The sequence below is a fragment of the Chryseobacterium gleum genome (assembly GCF_900636535.1).
GTDB classification, from domain to species: Bacteria; Bacteroidota; Bacteroidia; order Flavobacteriales; family Weeksellaceae; genus Chryseobacterium; species Chryseobacterium gleum.
The window spans coordinates 5,206,771-5,227,135 of record NZ_LR134289.1; the positions used below are offsets into that span (position 1 = coordinate 5,206,771).

Genomic DNA, 20,365 nt, shown 5'->3' on the forward strand with positions numbered 1-20,365 from the left:
AATAGTAAATTAAAATCTATGCGAAAATTATCACTTTTCATTGCGATGAGCTTAGATGGCTACATTGCAAAATCCAATGATGACCTGAGCTTTCTGAAAATAGTTGAAAAAGAAGGCGAGGATTACGGCTATGCGGACTTTACGGCCGGAATCGATACTATTATTATAGGGAGAAAAACCTATGATTATGTACTTAAAGAAATCGGCTCATCCCATTACGACAACGGACAGCGGGATATTTATGTTATCACAAGAACAGCAAGGCCGAAAGAAGGCAGGACAACTTTCTATACAGGAGATATTACAGAATTGGTTAATGGTCTAAAATCCGGAGAAGGGAAGAATATATATTGTGACGGTGGTGCGGAAATAATAAATGAATTGTTGAAGAATGAACTGATAGACGAGTTTATTATTTCCGTAATTCCGGTCTTATTAGGCAGCGGAACAAAGCTTTTTAAAGATGGCCGGCCTGAACAGGCACTTGAATTTATGACTTCAAAAACATTTGAAACCGGATTGATACAATTGCGGTATAAGCGCAAAAAGTAGCCGTTTTCTGATGAAGTCCGTGCCTGTAAACGGATGACATTTTCCTGGGCTTAAAAACTTTTGAATTTTATCTGTTTCTGGTTTCCTGATTAACATACGTCAAAGAATATTCGATTTGCAGAAGGAAAGGTCGGATAGGAAATACTGATATTGCTTAATTCATATTTAAGTTAAAAAAGAGTCCGTCCCACAATTTGTAAAACGGACTCTTTTTTTTGATACAGATTCTCTCTTAATCTGTCACTTTTAACTGCTGAATTTTTCCGTCAGTAATATCAAAATGAAATTTTAAAATAATCGGACTGCCCGGAAATGATCCTGAAATTTCCGCTGACAGTATATTTTCTCTTTCGTTATAATCCAGCGGCTCCATCGTGGCTTTATATTCCTTATTGGATTTGTCAATCCACTTTTCAATTTCTATTTTTCCCTTATGGGTTTTGCCTTCATCGAAAACTATGGCTGTTTCTGTAAAATATTGGGCATAAGCAGCGCTATCGAAATTGTTTTGTGCTTTTATCAGCTTTGCGATTACGTTTGGTAAATTCATATTTTCTTTTTTTAGAGATAATTAAATTGTTGGTACTGTTCCACCATCGATTACATATTCAGTTCCTGTTAAATAGCTGGCTCTTGGTGAAACAAGGAAGCCGACGAATTCAGCTATTTCTTCAGGCTCGGCAGGTCTTCCAAAAGGTATTCCACCCAATGCGTCCATTACGCCCTGTTGCGCTTCTTCTATAGTACTGTTCGCGTTTCTTGCAATTTCTCCCAGCCATGCTTCCGAAGCTGTCGTATTGATCCAGCCTGGTGAAACAGTCAGTACCCGGACGCCTTTAGGAGTAACTTCATTTGATAAGCTTTTACTGTAGTTTCTCAGTGCTGCTTTTGCAGCTGCGTAAGGCAAAGTAGAATCATAAAGAGGCAATTTACCCTGAATTGATGCGATGTGAATGATAACACCACTTTTTCGTTCAATCATCTGTGGTAAAAATCCCCGGTCCAGCCGAACCGGAGCGAGTAAATTTGCCTGTAGGGTTGACTCCCAGTCTTCATCACTTAATACAGAGAATCCACCGGCTGGCGTTGATGAAGAACCAAGGTTGTTAACCAGGATATCCAGCCTTCCGTAGTTTGTAAGCACTTCACTGACTACTTTTTGGGATCCCGCTGCTGTGCTCAGGTCGGAAGCAATGAAATGCAGATTGCTGTTTTCCTGCTCAGGTGCATTTCTTGCGGTAATAATAACTGTTGCGCCAGCCTGTTGAAGTCTTTCTGCTATTGACTTTCCAGCGCCTTTTGTACCTCCTGTTACCAAAGCAATTTTGCCTGATAACTCATTGTTGTAATTAAATTGTTCCATTTTTAAGAATTATTTATAGGACAAAATTGAGGTATAAAAGCAGTTCGGACAAGTACGGAATTACGATTCATATAGGGATAAATTATTCCCCTATTGTGCAAATGGGAACATACGCTTAATTTTACATTATGTACGAGAGAAAAATAATTCCGAACTTAAACTGCGGTCTTGATCTGATTGGTGAAGTACTTTACGGCAAATGGAAGATACGCCTGCTTTGGTTTATTTATCAGGGGCATAAAAGACCAAGTGAATTGCAGCGTAAGATTCCGGATGCATCACGAAGGGTTTTAAACATCCAGCTAAAAGAACTGGAAGACCATGAGCTGGTTACAAAGAAAATTTATCCCGTTGTTCCTCCCAAAGTAGAATATAGCTTGACTGATTTTGGTGAAAGTGTAATTCCTGTCATAGGTGCTTTGGGACAGTGGGGTGATCAGCACGAGGATCGGTTAAGAAAATTGATTATTAAAAGAATTCAGGGATTTTCGGATACAGAAGAGAATTAAAGTTTTCTTTTTTTAATTGAGTATGAAATGACCCTATATCTGCTATGATTGAACTTTTGTGAATTAGGGAATTTTTTAACTTACTAAAAAATAAAAACCTCTGAGAATCAAATGATTTCAGAGGTTTTTTGTACACATAAACGAAGAGATATCGAAACATTTAGTGGAAGATTTAGAAAGAATTGTAGAATTAAATAATCCTTTAATGTGACCAAGACGAGCGTATCTTCAAACACTTTTATTGATGATTTGGTTCGACTGAGCCAAATTAAACAAGTATTACAAAAATCATAATGTCCCTGATTTATAACTCGGCGACGTTCAAGAGGGATTTTCAAAGTCAATTCGCTAAGCTCTTAATAATGGCTGTTAAAAAAGGCTGGAAGTAATACGGAATATAACCGAAAGAAGTTTAAAATAGAACAGAAAGTAGATTTGTGCTTTAGCTAACGTTGAAAAGCCTTGTTTTATTACACATTGAATATTTGTATGTATCTGTAAAAATCAAAAATATTTCAGTAAAAGTTTAAAGCCTGTAACTCACTTAATTTTTAAATTTGTATTTTACAATTGATAATCATTTGAAGAAAAGGTACAATATAAAAGAGTTTCTTGAATATACCAATATCAGCGGTTTTAAGAACAATCACATCCATTTGGTTGAATATCATAAGCAAAAGGAGATGCGTAGAAAATCGGCTCCTATTGAGCTTGACTTCTATTTTTTGGCAATCAAGTTAAACTTTGATAAAGACAAGAATTTTGGTCAGACAATATTCGACCAGGCGGATGCCTTTGTCTATCTCGACCAACCCGGAGATTTTTTGCAATGGGATATAGAGCATCAAATTTCAGGGTATCATATTTTGATTGATGCTGGACTATTCAGGAAGATTGCCAAAGAATACAGTTTTACTTATTACGGCAATCACGAAGGACTTTTTATCACGAAAGAAGAAGAGAAAACCATTACCGACCTTTTTCGAAAGGCACTGAAAGAGTTTGAGGGCAATGAGAATTTTTCAAAAGATATTGTAATTTCTTATGCTTCGCTTATTCTTTCCTATATCCAAAAATTTTACAGCAGGCAGTTTGATACACGAGAGGAATTATACAATACTACTGTATCTGATTTTTACAAAAATCTCGAAGCATATTATGACAATGAACAGAATGCCCTGAAAATGCCCTCAGTTTCCTACTTTTCAGATATAGCTAATCTGTCTTCTAACTATTTTGGCGACCTCATTAAGCACTACACAGGTCGCTCGCCACAGGAACATATACATCAGCTGCTCATACAGATTGCGAAGAACAAATTACGGACAACCTCATTAAGCATAAGTGAGATAGCTTTTAGTTTAGGGTTTGAATATCCTTCCTATTTCGCTACGTTTTTCAAAAAGGAAACAGGTATTTCTCCAAGTGTTTTCCGAAATCAGTAAATAGTTAAAGTCTTCCCGTAATTACTTTAAGTATGGAGCTTCTAAGTCAGAATATCTTTGTACTGTTCAATAACTTATTAAAGATAAATTCTAATGAAAGCAGTAAAATTCAAAAACAGAAATTGGGATGTAGCAGGTATCCTGCAATTCCCTAAAGACTTTGATGAAACTAAAAAATATCCGGCGATTGTTTGTGCGCATCCTATCAGCAGTTGTAAAGAGCAGACAGCCGGAAACATTTATGGAAAAGCATTGGCAGAAGCAGGTTTTATTACGCTGGCTTTTGATGCCTCTAACCAGGGAGAAAGCGGTGGCGAAGTAAGGTTCTTAGAAGACCCCGCTATCCGTGTAGAAGATTTTCGTTGTGCTACAGACTTTCTGACTACATTGGATTATGTAGATGAAGAAAAAATAGGTGTTTTGGGAGTTTGTGGCGGAGGCGGATATGCTGTTAATGCTGCAATGACGGAAAGACGCTTTAAAGCCGTAGTAACGGTTGTGGGTGCAAACTATGGGCGCTTGCTTCGTGAAGGAGATTTTACAGCTGATGCAGCTATCAGAACCCTGGAGGGAATTGCAAGGCAACGCACCGCTCAGGCAAGAGGAGCTGAACCTGCTATTACAGTCTACAGACCAAATTCACAGGAAGACAGAATAGCCGCAGGAATGAACGATGTTGACATCATTGAAGCTGTAGACTACTATCAGACACCAAGAGGACAGCATCCGAACTCACCCAATCATTTACGTGTGGATAGTTTGGACAAAGCAATGGCTTTTGATGCTTTCCATTTAGCAGACTTATTGCTTACACAGCCACTTCACATAGTGATTGGCGATAAAGTAGGCGCTTTTGGTTCATACAGGGATGGTTTTGAGCTGTTTAAAAAGTCGGCATCAAAGCAAAAGAGCATTCAGGTTGTTCAGGGAGCAAGCCATTATGATTTATATGATGGAGAAGAATCTACGAAAAGAGCATTGGAAGAGATAGTTCCGTTTTTTAATAAATATCTTGCTTAGTACCCGGCATTTTTCGTCGTTCTTAGAAATTTTAGAGGCCGTCTCACAACTCGTGAAAACGGTCTTTTTTATGAAATTTTTCTGTATCTCTATCAGGAAGGGTTTTCGTTTAAACGATTCTTAACCCACATCATCTAGTTGCGATACACTTACTTCTTATTTATTTTTGTATAAATCATACAATTTAAAGGAATAGAAATCTGCTTTCTCTCTAAATTTTGATTTTCGGATCCTGCTAGGTCATCGAATCCTAAATTTTCAAATCTCCATGGTTTGTAATTTTAATTAATTGGTTTTCAGTTATTATATGTTTTATCGTAGAATCATGAGCTCTTTGAAATCAGCACTTTTGTAATGAAAGTCTTAATCTGCTGAAAGCTAACTATTAATTACTGTTGGAATAATAACTGTTTATTTGGCTGTTTCGTTCTTGAACCATAAACGAAGAGATCTCGAAAAATTTGGTGGGAATTTAGAAAAGATAATAGAATTAGATAATCCTCTATTTGATATTGACAAGCTTATTCAGGTGTTTAAAGTAGGTGGTGTTTTTGCTCTACCGTTGTGAGGTAAATTGACAGAGGGCGCTGCATTGATGTGTTTTCTCAAATATTTTATGTATTGTTTGGTTACCAATTATAAAATAGTAGTAATATATAGACTAATAAAATATTTTGCGATTGATAACCAAGAGTATTCCTAGATTTTGCAGTTTTTTAATTGTTCTTATAACAGTTTCCACTCTTAATCCTGTTAGTGATGCAATTTGCTGTCTGGTGAGAAATACTTGATAAGAATCAGTCGGAGGTTTTGATTTTTTTAAGTAATTGAATAGATTCATTATTTTTTCGGACGGGCTTTCTGATGCAAATCCTTTCATCAGGTAGGTATAATGCATATTTTCTGCGGTATATTTGTATAAATCTAACAGTATTTTGGGATTATCTTTTAGCATTAAATCAAAGCCCAATTTTTCCAATTTGATTATCCTAGAATTCTCCATTGCAATGGCACTTACAGAATATGGATGTTTTAAGAACAGGAAAAGTGCTCCTAGACAATCACCTTGAATAGAAATGTTGTGAATAAATTCACGACCCGCTTTTTTCTCACTGACAATCTTCACAGTTCCTGTTGAAATTTGAAAATAAGAGATTACGTCATCATTTTCTTTAAATACATATTTTCCCTTTGTAAAATTTACAATTTTAGCTCCATAGTTCATCAAAAGCTCCTCTTTTATCAGCATTAATTTTTATTTTAATTATTCATATGAAACTACCTTGTGTACAGTCTCTAATTTATTTACAAGTGTACAAAGTTTTCTTATGACCATTTGTCGTCGTGATCATTTCTCTTAAGTTCTCTTTCAACTTCATTAATTTCAGGTAAAGGAAGAAGATAAGTGTCATTAATATATTTTAGAATATTTTTATTTGTTTTATCATCTATTTTTCTAATGAAAAGGTTATTGGAGGATTTCAGAGTTTCGATGAAGTTGTCAGCATATTGGTCTTTACTAAAAAAAGTTTTTTCAATGACTGCTCTTTTATCATCATTCACAATAATATCACTAAAGGCTGTATTGAGGAGTACTGTCTGGAAAAATGATTCAGCTGGTAAAAGAGTGTGAAGGTAATAATCTTCAAAATCCATTACCCTTTTATTATTGGTTAAAAATACACAGGTTTCTCTTGTAAGGATAAACCATTTCCCACCAATATAAGGTATAACTTCCTTCATAAATTCTCTTTTATAAATAAATGAAGATATTTTATGGGTCAGCTCTGTAAAATGATTTTGTATCCTTTGCAGTGTATCAGGCCTGTAAAATTTCTGGTCATAATAAAAAAGATAATTTCTTCCGTTATTAACGGTAAGAAATTGACGTATAATATTTTGTGACTTGAGTGGGGAGTCTTCACCACTCAGGTTGATAAAATAATCCCAGTCATGACTTACATTCAAAAGATATTCCATTGCATTAAGTTCAGCCTGGATCATACTAAATCCTCCAGACACAATATTCATGCTTTCCAGAATATACACATTGGGGAAGTGTATTAAATATAATTGTATTTCTTCTGTAAATTCCGCTTTTGCTTTCCGGTCGATATGAATAAGGTAAAACTGATCCCTTGTATAAATTTTCTGAAACATCTCTTTAAATGCATCAGGTTTATGATGGATCATAATAAAGTAAGCAATTGTCACCTGCGGAGTTGAATGCAGATCGGTAGTTTGGGAATGGGGATGAGTTATGGGAAATGAAGTTTGCATGGGAGTAAAATTTAAAATCATCCGCAAAGGCAAACAATTCAGTTTATGTGCGTAAGGTACGAATATATTTTTGATAATCAGTTAATTAAATTTACTGTTGCCTAATTGTTTTGTTGTATATTTGCAATGCATTTATAAAACAGGTTTCTGCCTTTGCCATTCTGTAATAGTTTAAACTCACCATTTTTTCTTTCAGTTTTTGCTTTTTCAGTCACCCAATTATCAATCGGGTTTCGAATGTGAAAAACACTCCATAAGTCTTTTCATCCTAGAATGATACGTTATTGCAGGCTCATGAATACTACACAGGTATTTATCGGAAGTTAAGCAAGTAGAATGATGAAAAGAAAAGAATTTCTTTGTTCATCATTATGATACACCAATTCAAATTCTGAAAAGGGAATTTGCTTACAAAATATCAGGAAGACCGAACATTATGATGAGTTTCAAAAGTTTAAATTTAATCAATGCTATTATCCGTGCTGTAACAGAAGCAGGGTATTCTAAGCCAACTGAAATACAGTATACAGCAATACCCCATATTCTTGCAGGAAAAGATATTATAGGATGTGCCCAGACAGGTACAGGAAAAACGGCAGCATTTGCAATGCCTATTCTTCAGCTGTTAAAAAAATATACCCCTGATCATAAAGAGATCAGAACATTAATACTTACACCGACCCGCGAATTGGCAATACAGATTGAAGAGAATTTTGCTGTGTACAGCAAATATTTACCTTTATCACAGCTTTCTATTTATGGAGGAGTTTCAGCAGGTGGTCAGCTTGCGGCTCTTAGGAAAAGAGTAGATATTCTGGTGGCTACACCCGGCAGATTACTGGATTTGGTTAATCAAAGACATATTGATCTTTCTAAAATAGAAATATTTGTTTTGGATGAAGCAGACAGAATGCTTGACATGGGGTTTATCAATGATGTCAAAAAAGTTTTAAAGCTGATTCCCCAGAAAAGGCAGACCTTATTTTTTTCGGCCACAATGCCTTCAGGTATAAGAAAATTTGCGGAAACAATTCTGAATAATCCGGTAAAGGTTACTGTAACTCCGGTATCTTCAACCGCACAAACGGTGAAACAATCCGTTTATTTTGTGGAAAAAAGAGATAAGACGGGTTTGTTGATTGATTTATTGCAAAATGAAAATATGAGGCGTTCACTGGTTTTTACCCGTACTAAGTATATTGCCAATAAGCTGGTACAGCAATTGGAAGGAGTAGGGATTTTTGCTGCAGCGATTCATGGGAACAAATCTCAGACCGCAAGACAGAATGCACTTGATGATTTTAAAAGCAGTAAGATTAAAGTATTGATAGCTACAGATATTGCCGCCAGAGGAATTGATATTGATGATCTTCCTCATGTAGTAAACTATGAGCTTCCCAATATTCCGGAAACATATGTCCACAGGATCGGAAGAACCGGAAGGGCAGGAACGGAAGGTACTGCTATTTCATTTTGCGATACCGATGAGCGCTTAGATCTTAAAAATATTCAAAAACTGATAGGATTCACAATGCCGGTCAGATCATTTTATAAATAAAATCTGTAGAGTTTACAGAAAACAATAAATAATTTTTTAATAATAATTACAATGCAACAAGGCACAGTAAAATTTTTCAATGAAGCAAAAGGCTTCGGATTTATTTCTCCTACAGACGGGAGTAAAGATATATTTGTACATTCTTCAGGATTAGACTCAAGATCAATCCGTGAAAATGATAAAGTCGTTTTCGATGTACAAAAGAGTGATAAAGGTTTAAATGCGGTTAATGTAAAACTGGCATAATTAAGCTTTAATATCATCTGTTTGAAATAAATATTATTTTCAATTTCAGTATTATATTTTTATATTTTTTTACAATTCAAAGTCCAGTAATCTTTGGAATTTGAGTATATTGTTTGAAAGAACATTGGTGTAAGTTAAATTACTTTTTATTTTCCATTATGTTCATTTACCTCTCACATCGACGTGAGAGGTTTTTCAAGGAAGAATTTCAATCAGTCTAAATAAAAAAGACAGACAAACATGATTATAATTAACAATTTTAGAGAGTATAAGGCTTTCGAAGGACAAATGGTCGGGTTTTCTGATTGGCATACCATAGATCAGAAGCAGATCAACAGGTTTGCTGAGGCAACCTTAGATGACCAGTGGATCCATATTAATAAAGAAAGAGCTGAAAAAGAAGGCCCGTTCAAATCTACAATTGCTCATGGCTATTTGCTTTTATCGCTGATCCCTTATCTCTGGAAACAAATTGCTGAGGTGAGAAATGTAAAAATGGAAATCAATTATGGGATTGAGAACCTTAAATTTGGCCAGGCTGTTCCTGTAGAGACTGACGTAAAACTACAGGCCACTGTGAAATCGGTGACAGATCTCAGAGGAACTATAAAAGTAGTAGTGGAAGCTAAACTTCTTATAAAGAATCATGCGAAACCCGCCTATACAGGGGATGTAATTTTTCTATATCATTTTTTATAATAGGAAGCCAGATTAAAAAAATTAAAATACGGGAAGCCTCCAATATCTTACTTTTTGGATTATGATACTAACATTTGATTAAATAACTTTTTCATATAAAATCATAGTGATCCAGTTTTATCACAAAATAATGTTCAATTGTTTTTTGAGCTTTTTTGCACATTGATAAAAGATCATTTCCTGATGTATTGTCAAAACTAAAGTCATCATGAGTTTTCACGATATATTCAGTTACTATTTCAATATTCATTAAATCAATTTCCATTACATCGGTTTTCAACCTATGCTCTTCTTTGAAGAAAGGAATTTTACGGAAAATAGAATCGTTAAACCGAAAGAGGTGTATTGTTTTCATTTCAATAATATTTAATAAGATAAAAAATTTAGGTTGAGGTTCATTAAGACAGCTTACCTTTTATTTTTCTGCTGATCCATCTTCTGGATAAGATACGTTCTGATGGTAATGAGTACATGCTGCCTGAAAGTATATTCAGATTATTCATAGCCGCTTTTTATTATCGTTACGATCATCTTAAAGCGTTTATTTCCTTTTATAGAATGAGATCTATGGGCAGGAATGATAATGCATTCACCCTCTTCCATAAAATAAGAAGCTCCGTCTATAATGATTTCTGCTTTACCTTCAATGATCTGTGCAACAGCATCAAAAGGAGAGATCTTTTCAGATAACCCTTCTTTGTCATCAAAAGATAAAACACTGATATTGCCGGTCAGCTTTTCCAGTATTTTTTTGGTGACAACAGAATTTGGAATGTAATCTACAATCTGGCTGGTAATATATACTTTTGATTTTTCAAGTTCCCTATGATTCATCGCAATGGGTTTAAACATAAAATGTGCAGATGGTATTGTAAATAAAAGGGACAGAACTGTCTAATATTCCATCCCTTTTTCCAGTTAAAACTTTTGACAAATATGTCTTTTCATTGGCTTTAACTGTCCTTGAAAACAATTTATGAAAGATTGATTCCTTTGATAATATTGAGAACTTCTTCACGGTTTTTTCTTAATCTGTTTCCGATTCTTTCCAGCATTTCCCTTTCTTTCCCTTCTTCAAGCTTCAGATCGTGGTCCGTTAATGTTGAAAATTTTTCTTTTAATTGTTTTGATTGCACATCCCAGTCTCCTGGAATTTTAAAAGATTGATTGTCTTTGTTGTGGTTTGTGTCCATAAGGTGGATTTTAATGTAACTTCATTGCTACAATACAAAGTTGGGTGTTTAATAATCTATTATATTACAGATTGTTTCTTTAATGTTGCACATATCACACTTTTGCAAAATTCCAGTTTATTTTTAAGCATCTGTAAGACGGGTGATCATAAAAACAGTGGTTTTGATTACTATTCATGAAGTAATGGAGATTATTGGGCCTTAAGACATGATTGCAAACCTAAAATACTACTATATAATTCCTAATAAGTGATTAATTAATCGTATCTTGCTGATTCACTACATTGAACTGATGATCCGGACCCTAAGTTCCGATCTATTCACTTTTTCATTATTTGATATTTCCAGTATAACCTCTTTAGTCTGCTTCAAATCATTTATAGAAACTGTTTTGAAAAAGAGAATATAAATCTTGTGATTTTCTCCAAAGGACAATTCAATTGTAAAAATTATTAATGCTTTTATGTATATAAAAAAATATTTATGGATGTGGACGTTTTTGGTTCCTATTCTGGCGTGGTTATCTTATGTTGGCAATTTTGTTTTTTCATCAGGGTATTACTCTGTGATTCTTGCTTTATTTTTGATGGGAAGTGTTTTGGCAGCGGTGTATCATTCCGAAGTTATTGCCCATCGTTTGGGAGAGCCATTTGGAACTTTGCTTCTGGCATTTGCCATTACGGTCATAGAAGTAGGACTTATTATTTCTATTATGATGGGAGCAAAAGGCTTAGAAACCATTACCCTTGCCAGAGATACGGTTTTTGCTGCCGTAATGATAATCCTTACCGGAATCATTGGAAGCTGTATTGTGATAGGTTCGTTAAGATATAGGGAACAAAGCTTTACACTACAGGGGGTAAGTACGGCACTCATTACGCTTACCTCTGTGATTATTTTTGTGCTCATTCTCCCTAATTATACGGTAAGTCATCTCGGAGGTGAATATACCTCCTTTCAATTGCTTTTTATTGCCTTAATTTCTTTAGGGCTTTATCTTGGATTTACTATGATCCAAACGTTTAGACATCAAAGCTTTTTCATTTCTCCAGAGAACAAACTATCCAAAAATCAGCCTGTTCAAAGTAATTATGAAATGATTTCGCGAAAACAATTGTATATCAGTTGTATATTGTTACTTTTATCCCTGGGAATTGTCGTTTTGCTGGCAAAGCTTCTTTCAAGGGATGTTGAGCATATAGTGGTTTCCGCGGGAGCCCCCAAATCTCTTGTAGGTATTATTATTGCTGGTATTGTTCTTCTTCCTGAAGGGTTGGCTGCATTTAGGGCTGCAAAAAGTGATCAGATCCAAACCTCATTAAATCTGGCTTTTGGTTCTGCTTTGGCCAGTATCGGACTCAGTATTCCTGCTATAGCTATCATATCAGTAATAACCGGTATAAGAATGACATTAGGAATAGATATTAAATCAACAATACTTTTAGGGCTCTCCCTTTTTATTATTACTGTTTCACTGGCAACAGGCAGAACCAATATCATGCAGGGGATTGTACTGATTGCTATATTTTTAATTTATCTTTTTATTACAATTGTACCATAAACCTATTTAAGCAATGCATTATATAGCTTGATATGTACAGAAACAGCATTTTTAGTTTATATGATATGGTGGTTGATATAGAATATATTTCATCAACTGAATCCACAAAAAGCTTTTGAAGACTCAGGGAAATAATTTTTCCTTACCAAACAAACCGTTCTTATAATTAACCACCGTCGGAAATTAAGTTTGAAAAAAAGTACTCAGAAAATAATAAAAAGATTTTGCAATAAAAATTATGTATCGATATGACCAGTAAAAAATATTACTTCCAAGATAAAAGTCAGAATATTATATCAGAAGATCAGTTAATTGGAAAAAAGATGGATGAGATAGAATGTTTTCTTACTGATTATCAATTACAAAAACTACATACAATAGAGCGTGTTTATATCCTGAAAAAAACATTTTTCGGAATATTTAAAATAAGACTTTATTTATATCTTAGTGAAGATACAGTATATAATTATACTATTCAATAAACATAAACATTGTTATACTTTTATTATTCTTCCCATTATAGCTTTATATTAAAACTCACATTTCTTTGGGATACCGATACTTGTTTTATTTTGCTTTGATGGTCTTTGAAAGCTATAATGTTATATTTTGTTGTTTCCTGTACGGCAGAGCCCCTTTGTAATTGTTAAATCATCTATTTCATTATAAGATTTTTATGTCTTGTACTAAGCTTTTTAATAAGAGTTCGGCAGTTTTGGATATCTTTCTGGAATTTTCAAACTAACGGTTACTTTCTACTCGATAACTTTTTTATTACAACTGGATTCTTGGATAATAATAAATAATTGGCTGATTTCTTTTGGCTACCTGTGGTTTTTCATAATTATTGCTAATTGTGCACCTCAGTTAGTAATTATGATTTCCTATATGAAAGTCTTATTAGCCTCCCTAATGCCCTATAGTAGATTATATAACAAAAACCCTCCTTTTTAGGGGAGAGTCAATTGTACTAATGAGAATGTACAACTATTATGAACAGTAAATGTAGGTGTTAATCAATTACATTTATATGCTGCAAGTCATACGATTCTATTTATTTTTGTCGTATTTGCAGTAGAATTAATACAGTTATTTTAACTCTTCTTAGGGAGTTTTTTTTATGAATAACTTTTTAATATGTCATTTCTGTGGATAAATGACCAACATCAGTGTTTGATCAGAAGTTTGACTGTTGGTTGGAATTACCAGTAAACTAATACTTTGCAGGCTATTGTCATGAATGCTATACTTATTTTCATTACACTGGATTACAACATTAATTATGCTATTACTTTTTAAAACAAAGCCTTGCCATGAGGTAGCTTACCGTGGATTCTGCTCCCTGATTAAGATTAACATTTTTCTCTTCAAGCCCATCATAACATCCACCTGTTGCAGGGTTATAAATAATCTGATGCAAATGATTCTTTCCTAAAAACCAACTAAAAGCATTCCTCATCATCTGCAAATATTTTTCATCATTAAAAACCTTGTAGAATGTAGATAAGGTTAGTATGGTATAAGCAACGTCAATAGGCTGTTCACCACCAATTGGTTCAGGACTATTAATCGTTTCTTTCTGCAGCCATCCTTTGTTAGATATTACTTTAATGCCTCCCTTACTAAATGTTTTAGAAAGCAAAAACTTGAATGATTCATTGGCAACCTGTTTATACATTTCGTCCTGGGTTGTAATCCACGCACACAATAAAGCTTCAGGGAGTACGCTGTTTCCGTAAGTAAGATAGCTTTCAAACCAATGCCAGTCTTTATGTTTCTCATGCTGATACATTTTTACCAGTCTGTTAGCCAGCTTTTTCAATAATGGAATATTGTTTTCAGAGTTTTGATAATGCAATCCCTTTATAATAAAAGCCATTGCACGGGTAGAATGAATTTTATCAATAGACGGAAGACATTTTTCAATGATGGACTCTGCTTCATCAGAAAACAGTCGTGGTAAGATTGCTTTTGTAGAAAGAAGGTATCCCAATGCCCAGATTGCCCTGCCATTGGAGTCTTCAAGGTTGGTTTCGTAGTTTTGTTGCGCAAATTCCTTGTCTTTATTTACATAGTTTAGAAAACTACCATCTGTTTGTTGACAAAACTTTATTACATTCAGGTAGGTTGAGATTAAGTCAAGATCAGGTTCATCTCTGCTTACTTCATAATGTCTGCAGACTACAATCAAAGCACGGGCATTATCGTCCAAAGTATACCCGGAATTGATATCAGGTTTGTTGATTTTAGAAAATTGGATCATTCCAAAATCCGTTGTCATATTTTTGATATGGCTAAGATTGATAATCGGGAATGTATAGTGTAATGTCATTTTGTCTTTGTTGTATTGTTGAAATAATAAGGCGTGTGAAATAGAAGAATTCTCCCAGGCTGTGGGAGCCATTTTTTCCAGACTATTTGATCGTAATTTTTTCTGTGCGGTTTCATTTTTCAATAATGTATTCACGGCAGCAGTAAGCTGTTCCGGAGCTTCAAAATCAATAATGATTCCCAGGTCTTCATTTAAGACTTCCAAAGCATGAGGAATAGGGGTGGAAACAATAGGGCATCCACAGCTGATGGCATAGGAAAAAGTACCGCTTACTGCCTGATTTCTGTCTTTTGAAGTGAAAAGATAGATATTGGTAAGCTGAAGATAATCTAGCAACTCATTCAAAGGTAGATATTGGTTGATAAAGTACGTATGTTTTTCCAGATGAAGCCTCTTAATAGTATCCTGTAAAAAATCACGGTACTTCTCTCCTTCATATTTAATGATTCCGGGATGGGTCTTTCCGATAATCAGGAACATTACATCCGGATTTTGGGAAACGATTTCAGGCAGAGCTTCTAAAGTGGTTTCAATATTTTTCCCAGCACCCAGTAAACCAAATGTTGAAAGTACCTTTTTATCTTTAAGTCCGTATTTTGTTTTCAGTGAAATTTTATCGATAAATGGCAGCAAATGGGTACCGTGGGGTATCACTTTAATTTTATCAGATGAAATATCATAATCATTGGTAAGGATATCCGCAGAAATACCGGTCATGACAATAATAGATTTTACGAAACTGCTGATTTCTTTTACCTTTTCTTTTAATTTGGGATCAGGTTTCGGAAGAACAGTGTGAAAAGTAATGATGAGGTCTTTCTGTAAATTTTGAAGGAAAAGGAGTAATCCGTCTTGGGTTTCGTTGAAAAATCCAAATTCATGCTGGAGCATAACCAGTTGAATCCTGTCATTTTTGTTGATTTTATCAGCCAGCTCCAAGTAAGATATGGCATCGGATGTATTTAAGCGATATGCTGGATCTGCTTCATATTGATAATGCTCATCCTCAGTTTCCATCGGGCAGGTAATGATGCTAAATGATTCTCTGAATTTTAACTTAAGGGATTGTATCAAATCCTGACAGTATGTTGCAATACCGCACACCTTAGGAGGAAAAGTACTTATAAAGATAATTTCAGGTTTATGATAAAATGTGTTTTTATTACTTTGTACAGATCGTCTTTTTGTCTTTTCCTCCACGTCTGATTTTATATTTTTATTCATGATGATATCTGTTTTAAAGTCTGACATCCTATATTGAATAGTCAGTTATGGTGTGTACCGTAGTAATTCTTTCAGTAATTCTGAAATACTTAAAGAAGCAACAGCAATTCTTTGATCTGCTGCTCCATAGTAAACATGGAGTGTATCTCCTTCTACGATGGCTCCGGTAGGGAAGCAGACATTGTTTACTTCTCCCTTCTGTTCCCATTCTTCTTCTGGTTTGAAAAGAGGGTAAGGAAGCCTTGAAATTTCCTTTTCGGGATTATTAAGATCCAGTAAGGCAGCACATGCGCTGTAAACATACCCTTCAATGGTATCATGTACCCCATGGTATATCAAAAGCCATCCATCCTTGGTTTCTACAGGGGGACATCCTCCGCCGATATAGCTTACTTCATGCTCGTATTGAGGAGCTAATAAAATATGTTCTTTAAAATGAAGGAAGTAATCTTTCCAGAAATCAGGATTCAGATCTTCAATGCTTTCTATACCTGCAATTTGGATATCAGGTCTTATGCGATGAAGAAAATAAAGCTTACCGTTAATTCTTCTTGGGAAAAATATGACATTTTTGTCCCAAAGAAAGATCTCTTTATCTTTTTTATGAGCAGACGGGAGTTTGTTGAAACGTTTGTATTTTTCTCCTATTTCACCTTGGGACTCCGATAAAAATCTAAACTTGTTATATGGAATTTTGGGAACAATTATCCCCTGTTTTTGCCATGAAGTAAGATCCTCTGATACGGCAAGTGTTCCCAATGCGTTAACCCCATCATAACTTGTATAGGTAATATAAAATAAATGATCGATTTTTACGATTCTTGGATCTTCAACCCCATGTTTTTCATATTCAAACTCAGGAATGATCACCGGACTGCTCAATCTTATTTCTATGGTCTTATAATCTGATAATATGCAGTATCCGATACTGGAGAAATTATTCCTGGCAACAGCCCTGTAGAATAAGTGTATTTTTCCGCTATCCTGAATGACAGCAGGGTTTAAAACACCCTCACTCTCAAAGTCTAAAGTTGTTTTTCTAAGTATAATTCCGTCTCGTTTTACAGATACCAATCAGTTTACGTTATTTCGGGCTTCTTGTTCCCTTTCTCTTCGTTTACTCATTTTATCCTCCCGTTTCTCTTTTGCGGATTTTGCGGGTGGAGTCTTATCTGATTTCTTTTTTCCGTCTTTTTCTTTTGACATTGTGAAAATATTTTTTGTTACCTGTAAATTTCAATCATTAAAAAAGGAAAGCTTTGCAATTGTCTTTTAATTTGTTGTATAAATCATAGATATTTCCAATTTAATAGACTAACTTTGGATAAATGGCTGTTAATGAAATAATTGACGGGTAAATCGTAAGGGATATGAAGTTGTATATAAAATATATGGTAAGTTTGCGCTGCAAAATGGTTGTCCATCAGGAATTGGAAAAACTGGGCATTAAAAATGCTGTCGTCGATTTGGGAACAGTAGAATTGTTGGATGATATTAGCTCAGAACAAAGACAAATTCTGAAAGAAAATTTACTTAAAACAGGGCTTGAGGTATTAGATGATAAAAAAAGTATCCTGATAGAGAAAATAAAGAATGTCGTGATCGGAATGATTCATTATTCAGATGAACTTCCAAAAGAAAATTTCTCAGATTATATCAGCGAAAAATTAGGATATGACTATACTTATCTTGCGAATACCTTTTCTGAAGTGAAAGGAATGACACTCCAGCATTTTATCATTATTAATAAAGTAGAAAAGGTAAAAGAACTGCTGTTGTATGACGAACTGAATCTTACAGAAATTTCTTATAAACTCAACTACAGCAGTGTGGCCCATCTTTCTAACCAGTTTAAAAAGATCACAGGGCTTTCTCCTTCATTTTATAAGCAGTTGAAACAAAGGCGTCTTGGAAACCTGGAAGACTTATAAAAGTGTGATATATGTAAGATTATTCCGGATATCTATAGTGTAGTCTATACTGAAACGGCCATCTTTGTAGTATAATAATCAGGAATTTATCAGATCCATTAAAGTTTATATCACTATAAATAATGCAAATTTTAGACTGGAAAATATAGCGAGCAGTTGAAAGTATACATCGTACATAATGCTTGTCTCTGGTATTAGAAAACATTGTAGTAAAAAAGACTGGGGAAAACGAATATACACCATGATAAAATTAATAGACTTACGGATTCTCAACTTTAATAATGAGCTTATTAAAATCTCTATAAAATAGGTAAATCTGTTTTCAGAAGGTTTTAATTAATTAAGGATAGGAACCTCTGGTTTCTGTCCTTTTTAACCCTATTGATATATATAATATTTCATCAACTGAATCTACAAAAAGAAATCTGTTTGAACATTCATGATTAAACATCATGTTTATATATAAAACAGACTTTCTTATTACCACCTTAACGCTAGAAATTATGAAAACAATACATCTTTTTCAATTTAAGAATTCTATTTCCCTAAAACATCCTTTTTTTAAGGAAGAATGCAGATTAGATAATTTAAATGATTTAATGGCTTATGATCTTATGAACACTGAAAAAATGACTGAGTTCATTATTGAGGTTCATGATGATTTTATTTTTGAGGATATGACCAGAGAAGATCTTTTGTCAATGTGCGAAAATGCAAAGGAAATGATTGAGCATTATTTTGTAACAACCATGAATGACTATGACGTTATCTGAGCATTGATTTCAGTAGTGTAAAAAGCTTTTTATATTAACATTAAATATCAGATGCCATGAAATTTCAGCAAAGTTTACTTAATTATATCAGTACTTCACTCATTACAATGAATGAAACGGTTTCTATAGCAGAAAGTGTAACCTCGGGATTAATACAGCTGGCTTTTTCCCAGATGCCTAATGCGAAACTGTTTTACAAAGGAGGAATAACGACTTTTACAGTACCTGAAAAAGTTAACTTTTTAGATATCAACAGTATTGAAGTTGAGGAAAACGGCTTTGAGACCCAAAAAATGGCTGATACAATGGCTGTAAAGGTCGCTGAATCATTTGGGACAGATTGGGGAATTGCTTCTACTGGGTATGCGTCATCTGTAAGAAATTCAGGCTTTAAAGTGTATTCATTTTGCTCATTCAGCTATAAAGGCGAGATTGTTCTTTCGAAACGTATAGAACTTCATGATAAGACTCATGCATTAGATTCGCAGTTATATTATACTGAATTCATTTTAGGGTGTTATAAAAGTGCGCTTAACCAAATATTAATTTAAAAGTATATTCATTTATTGCCAGTTAAGGAAATATATTTCATTCCTTTATCTTCATCAATTATTGTATAAATCTATAGGGCTTTACAGCTTTGTAAAATTCCTTTGTCAAACCTTTATTTGATTTTATAGGCTTGAAGATTTTAAATTTTTAAAACGTCGGGATTTTTTGTTTCGGCAGAGAATTCTATTGACGTTTTACTTCTAATTATTTTAGAGGTGATTGGTTTGATTTTCTTAATTTTGAAAAATGAAAGAAAAGGTAAAAAGAGTTGTTTCGGAGTTTAATACTGAGCTAAAACTAAAAGGTTTCCGTGCATTCCAGATTGAGCAGGACGGAAGTGAAACCCGCGTGTATAGCAGAAAAGAATTTTATAAGATCTGTCTTACGACAGGGAAAAGTAAAATTCATTATTCTGATAAAAGTTTCGAGCAGGAAGGAACTGTGCTTTTTTTCGGAAATCCGCATATTCCTTATTCATGGGAAACGATTTCAACGACTTATAAAGGGTATACTATTCTTTTCTCAGAAGAATTTTTCAAGAATTCTGAACGCTCCGAAAGTTTGCAGCAATCTTCTTTCTTTAAAATCGGCGGAACTCCCGTTCTGAAAATTACCGAAGAACAAAGACAGTTTCTTAACACTATTTTCCAAAAGATGATTGCCGAACAGGAAAGTGATTATGTTTATAAGGATGAATTGATACGTAACTATATAAGCCTTATCATTCACGAATCTCTGAAGCTGGAACCTGCAGAGGATCTCGACAAGAATAAGAATGCGGCATTAAGATTATCATCTGTTTTTCTGGAACTGTTGGAAAGACAATTTCCTATTGAAACTACAGACCAATCTCTGCAATTGAAATCAGCTCAGGATTTTGCGATAAACCTGAATGTTCACGTTAATTATCTCAATCGTGCTGTAAAAGAAGTTACCGGAAAATCCACAACGGCTCATATTACGGAACGTATTCTCACAGAAGCAAAAGCATTGCTGCTGCACACCGACTGGAATATCTCAGAAATAGCTTTTGCACTCGGATTCGATTATCCGACTTATTTTAATAATTTCTTTAAAAAACAAACAGGCACAAATCCAAAAGCATTTCGTTTAACGGAAGTTTGAAT

The 20,365-nt window shown here is 34.3% G+C and carries 22 protein-coding genes; 12 read left to right on the forward strand and 10 right to left on the reverse strand.

Annotated elements, in window-relative coordinates; all coding sequences use genetic code 11:
• The first annotated feature begins 18 nt into the window (after positions 1 to 18).
• Positions 19 to 552, forward strand: a complete 534-nt coding sequence (locus tag EL165_RS23980; RefSeq protein ID WP_002980999.1) for a dihydrofolate reductase family protein — start codon at positions 19 to 21, stop codon at positions 550 to 552.
• A 232-nt stretch (positions 553 to 784) separates the two neighbouring features.
• Here EL165_RS23980 and EL165_RS23985 read toward each other — a convergent pair whose 3' ends face one another.
• Positions 785 to 1,102, reverse strand: coding sequence for a hypothetical protein (locus EL165_RS23985; RefSeq protein ID WP_002980998.1), 318 nt, complete (start codon positions 1,100 to 1,102; stop codon positions 785 to 787).
• Between the two features lie 21 nt (positions 1,103 to 1,123).
• Positions 1,124 to 1,915 (reverse strand): SDR family oxidoreductase, encoded by a 792-nt coding sequence (locus EL165_RS23990; protein ID WP_002980997.1) that lies wholly within the window; start codon positions 1,913 to 1,915, stop codon positions 1,124 to 1,126.
• Positions 1,916 to 2,043: 128 nt separating this feature from the next.
• On the opposite strand from EL165_RS23990, the gene EL165_RS23995 reads away from it, so the two are divergent.
• From EL165_RS23995 to EL165_RS24005, 3 genes are all read left to right on the forward strand, one after another.
• Entirely contained in the window at positions 2,044 to 2,424 is a 381-nt protein-coding gene (locus EL165_RS23995; protein WP_002980996.1) for a winged helix-turn-helix transcriptional regulator, read from the forward strand.
• A gap of 581 nt (positions 2,425 to 3,005) precedes the next feature.
• Complete coding sequence (locus EL165_RS24000) at positions 3,006 to 3,869, forward strand: helix-turn-helix domain-containing protein (RefSeq protein WP_041461538.1); 864 nt, start codon at positions 3,006 to 3,008, stop codon at positions 3,867 to 3,869.
• 93 nt (positions 3,870 to 3,962) lie between these two features.
• Entirely contained in the window at positions 3,963 to 4,889 is a 927-nt protein-coding gene (locus tag EL165_RS24005) for an alpha/beta hydrolase (RefSeq protein WP_002980994.1), read from the forward strand.
• 661 nt (positions 4,890 to 5,550) lie between these two features.
• Here EL165_RS24005 and EL165_RS24010 read toward each other — a convergent pair.
• Both EL165_RS24010 and EL165_RS24015 read right to left on the reverse strand, forming a co-directional pair.
• Positions 5,551 to 6,138: a Crp/Fnr family transcriptional regulator gene (locus EL165_RS24010; protein ID WP_002980992.1), complete on the reverse strand. Its 588-nt coding sequence runs from the start codon at positions 6,136 to 6,138 to the stop codon at positions 5,551 to 5,553.
• A 77-nt stretch (positions 6,139 to 6,215) separates the two neighbouring features.
• Positions 6,216 to 7,169, reverse strand: a complete 954-nt coding sequence (locus EL165_RS24015; protein ID WP_041461537.1) for a beta-1,6-N-acetylglucosaminyltransferase — start codon at positions 7,167 to 7,169, stop codon at positions 6,216 to 6,218.
• A gap of 439 nt (positions 7,170 to 7,608) precedes the next feature.
• On the opposite strand from EL165_RS24015, the gene EL165_RS24020 reads away from it, so the two are divergent.
• From EL165_RS24020 to EL165_RS24030, 3 genes are all read left to right on the forward strand, one after another.
• A complete protein-coding gene (locus tag EL165_RS24020; RefSeq protein ID WP_041461874.1) occupies positions 7,609 to 8,727 on the forward strand; it encodes a DEAD/DEAH box helicase in 1,119 nt (372 codons plus the stop codon).
• A gap of 51 nt (positions 8,728 to 8,778) precedes the next feature.
• The gene (locus tag EL165_RS24025) at positions 8,779 to 8,973 is read left to right on the forward strand and encodes a cold-shock protein (RefSeq protein WP_002980989.1); all 195 of its coding nucleotides are present in this window, start codon (positions 8,779 to 8,781) and stop codon (positions 8,971 to 8,973) included.
• 240 nt (positions 8,974 to 9,213) lie between these two features.
• Positions 9,214 to 9,672 carry a MaoC family dehydratase gene (locus tag EL165_RS24030; protein ID WP_002980988.1) on the forward strand — a complete coding sequence of 153 codons (459 nt, stop codon included), beginning with the start codon at positions 9,214 to 9,216 and terminating at the stop codon, positions 9,670 to 9,672.
• Positions 9,673 to 9,763: 91 nt separating this feature from the next.
• On the opposite strand, the gene EL165_RS24035 is transcribed toward EL165_RS24030, so the two are convergent.
• From EL165_RS24035 to EL165_RS24045, 3 genes are all read right to left on the reverse strand, one after another.
• Positions 9,764 to 10,027, reverse strand: coding sequence for a hypothetical protein (locus EL165_RS24035; RefSeq protein ID WP_002980987.1), 264 nt, complete (start codon positions 10,025 to 10,027; stop codon positions 9,764 to 9,766).
• Positions 10,028 to 10,167: 140 nt separating this feature from the next.
• Positions 10,168 to 10,506 carry a cupin domain-containing protein gene (locus EL165_RS24040; protein ID WP_041461873.1) on the reverse strand — a complete coding sequence of 113 codons (339 nt, stop codon included), beginning with the start codon at positions 10,504 to 10,506 and terminating at the stop codon, positions 10,168 to 10,170.
• Positions 10,507 to 10,646: 140 nt separating this feature from the next.
• Complete coding sequence (locus EL165_RS24045) at positions 10,647 to 10,865, reverse strand: hypothetical protein (protein ID WP_002980985.1); 219 nt, start codon at positions 10,863 to 10,865, stop codon at positions 10,647 to 10,649.
• Between the two features lie 463 nt (positions 10,866 to 11,328).
• Here EL165_RS24045 and EL165_RS24050 point away from each other — a divergent pair, with 463 nt between their 5' ends.
• Complete coding sequence (locus tag EL165_RS24050; RefSeq protein ID WP_002980984.1) at positions 11,329 to 12,426, forward strand: calcium:cation antiporter; 1,098 nt, start codon at positions 11,329 to 11,331, stop codon at positions 12,424 to 12,426.
• 1,288 nt (positions 12,427 to 13,714) lie between these two features.
• Here EL165_RS24050 and EL165_RS24055 read toward each other — a convergent pair.
• The 3 genes from EL165_RS24055 to EL165_RS26530 are packed head-to-tail and all read right to left on the reverse strand — an operon-like array spanning position 13,715 to position 17,188.
• Positions 13,715 to 15,982, reverse strand: coding sequence for a glycosyltransferase (locus tag EL165_RS24055; protein WP_126358708.1), 2,268 nt, complete (start codon positions 15,980 to 15,982; stop codon positions 13,715 to 13,717).
• 45 nt (positions 15,983 to 16,027) lie between these two features.
• Complete coding sequence (locus tag EL165_RS24060; protein ID WP_002980981.1) at positions 16,028 to 17,056, reverse strand: glycoside hydrolase family 130 protein; 1,029 nt, start codon at positions 17,054 to 17,056, stop codon at positions 16,028 to 16,030.
• Complete coding sequence (locus tag EL165_RS26530; protein ID WP_002980980.1) at positions 17,057 to 17,188, reverse strand: hypothetical protein; 132 nt, start codon at positions 17,186 to 17,188, stop codon at positions 17,057 to 17,059.
• A 164-nt stretch (positions 17,189 to 17,352) separates the two neighbouring features.
• Between EL165_RS26530 and EL165_RS24065 the strand changes: the two genes are divergently transcribed.
• The 4 genes from EL165_RS24065 to EL165_RS24080 all read left to right on the forward strand — a co-directional run bounded on the left by EL165_RS24065 (position 17,353) and on the right by EL165_RS24080 (position 20,363).
• On the forward strand, positions 17,353 to 17,913 hold the full coding sequence (locus EL165_RS24065; RefSeq protein ID WP_198418443.1) for a helix-turn-helix domain-containing protein: 561 nt from the start codon (positions 17,353 to 17,355) through the stop codon (positions 17,911 to 17,913).
• Between the two features lie 503 nt (positions 17,914 to 18,416).
• Positions 18,417 to 18,686: a hypothetical protein gene (locus tag EL165_RS24070; protein WP_050791153.1), complete on the forward strand. Its 270-nt coding sequence runs from the start codon at positions 18,417 to 18,419 to the stop codon at positions 18,684 to 18,686.
• A 56-nt stretch (positions 18,687 to 18,742) separates the two neighbouring features.
• Entirely contained in the window at positions 18,743 to 19,237 is a 495-nt protein-coding gene (locus EL165_RS24075) for a CinA family protein (protein ID WP_002980977.1), read from the forward strand.
• Between the two features lie 247 nt (positions 19,238 to 19,484).
• Positions 19,485 to 20,363: a helix-turn-helix domain-containing protein gene (locus tag EL165_RS24080; protein WP_002980976.1), complete on the forward strand. Its 879-nt coding sequence runs from the start codon at positions 19,485 to 19,487 to the stop codon at positions 20,361 to 20,363.
• The last annotated feature ends 2 nt before the right edge of the window (positions 20,364 to 20,365 follow it).

Excerpts from the sequence above, each read along its gene's own strand:
- EL165_RS23980 (WP_002980999.1), top strand. The coding sequence starts at position 19 with ATGCGAAAATTATCACTTTTCATTGCGATGAGCTTAGATGGCTACATT.
- EL165_RS23985 (WP_002980998.1), bottom strand. The coding sequence starts at position 1,102 with ATGAATTTACCAAACGTAATCGCAAAGCTGATAAAAGCACAAAACAAT.
- EL165_RS23990 (WP_002980997.1), bottom strand. The coding sequence starts at position 1,915 with ATGGAACAATTTAATTACAACAATGAGTTATCAGGCAAAATTGCTTTG.
- EL165_RS23995 (WP_002980996.1), top strand. The coding sequence starts at position 2,044 with ATGTACGAGAGAAAAATAATTCCGAACTTAAACTGCGGTCTTGATCTG.
- EL165_RS24005 (WP_002980994.1), top strand. The coding sequence starts at position 3,963 with ATGAAAGCAGTAAAATTCAAAAACAGAAATTGGGATGTAGCAGGTATC.
- EL165_RS24010 (WP_002980992.1), bottom strand. The coding sequence starts at position 6,138 with ATGCTGATAAAAGAGGAGCTTTTGATGAACTATGGAGCTAAAATTGTA.
- EL165_RS24015 (WP_041461537.1), bottom strand. The coding sequence starts at position 7,169 with ATGCAAACTTCATTTCCCATAACTCATCCCCATTCCCAAACTACCGAT.
- EL165_RS24020 (WP_041461874.1), top strand. The coding sequence starts at position 7,609 with ATGAGTTTCAAAAGTTTAAATTTAATCAATGCTATTATCCGTGCTGTA.
- EL165_RS24025 (WP_002980989.1), top strand. The coding sequence starts at position 8,779 with ATGCAACAAGGCACAGTAAAATTTTTCAATGAAGCAAAAGGCTTCGGA.
- EL165_RS24030 (WP_002980988.1), top strand. The coding sequence starts at position 9,214 with ATGATTATAATTAACAATTTTAGAGAGTATAAGGCTTTCGAAGGACAA.
- EL165_RS24035 (WP_002980987.1), bottom strand. The coding sequence starts at position 10,027 with ATGAAAACAATACACCTCTTTCGGTTTAACGATTCTATTTTCCGTAAA.
- EL165_RS24040 (WP_041461873.1), bottom strand. The coding sequence starts at position 10,506 with ATGAATCATAGGGAACTTGAAAAATCAAAAGTATATATTACCAGCCAG.
- EL165_RS24045 (WP_002980985.1), bottom strand. The coding sequence starts at position 10,865 with ATGGACACAAACCACAACAAAGACAATCAATCTTTTAAAATTCCAGGA.
- EL165_RS24050 (WP_002980984.1), top strand. The coding sequence starts at position 11,329 with ATGTATATAAAAAAATATTTATGGATGTGGACGTTTTTGGTTCCTATT.
- EL165_RS24055 (WP_126358708.1), bottom strand. The coding sequence starts at position 15,982 with ATGAATAAAAATATAAAATCAGACGTGGAGGAAAAGACAAAAAGACGA.
- EL165_RS26530 (WP_002980980.1), bottom strand. The coding sequence starts at position 17,188 with ATGTCAAAAGAAAAAGACGGAAAAAAGAAATCAGATAAGACTCCACCC.
- EL165_RS24065 (WP_198418443.1), top strand. The coding sequence starts at position 17,353 with ATGAAGTTGTATATAAAATATATGGTAAGTTTGCGCTGCAAAATGGTT.
- EL165_RS24070 (WP_050791153.1), top strand. The coding sequence starts at position 18,417 with ATGAAAACAATACATCTTTTTCAATTTAAGAATTCTATTTCCCTAAAA.
- EL165_RS24075 (WP_002980977.1), top strand. The coding sequence starts at position 18,743 with ATGAAATTTCAGCAAAGTTTACTTAATTATATCAGTACTTCACTCATT.
- EL165_RS24080 (WP_002980976.1), top strand. The coding sequence starts at position 19,485 with ATGAAAGAAAAGGTAAAAAGAGTTGTTTCGGAGTTTAATACTGAGCTA.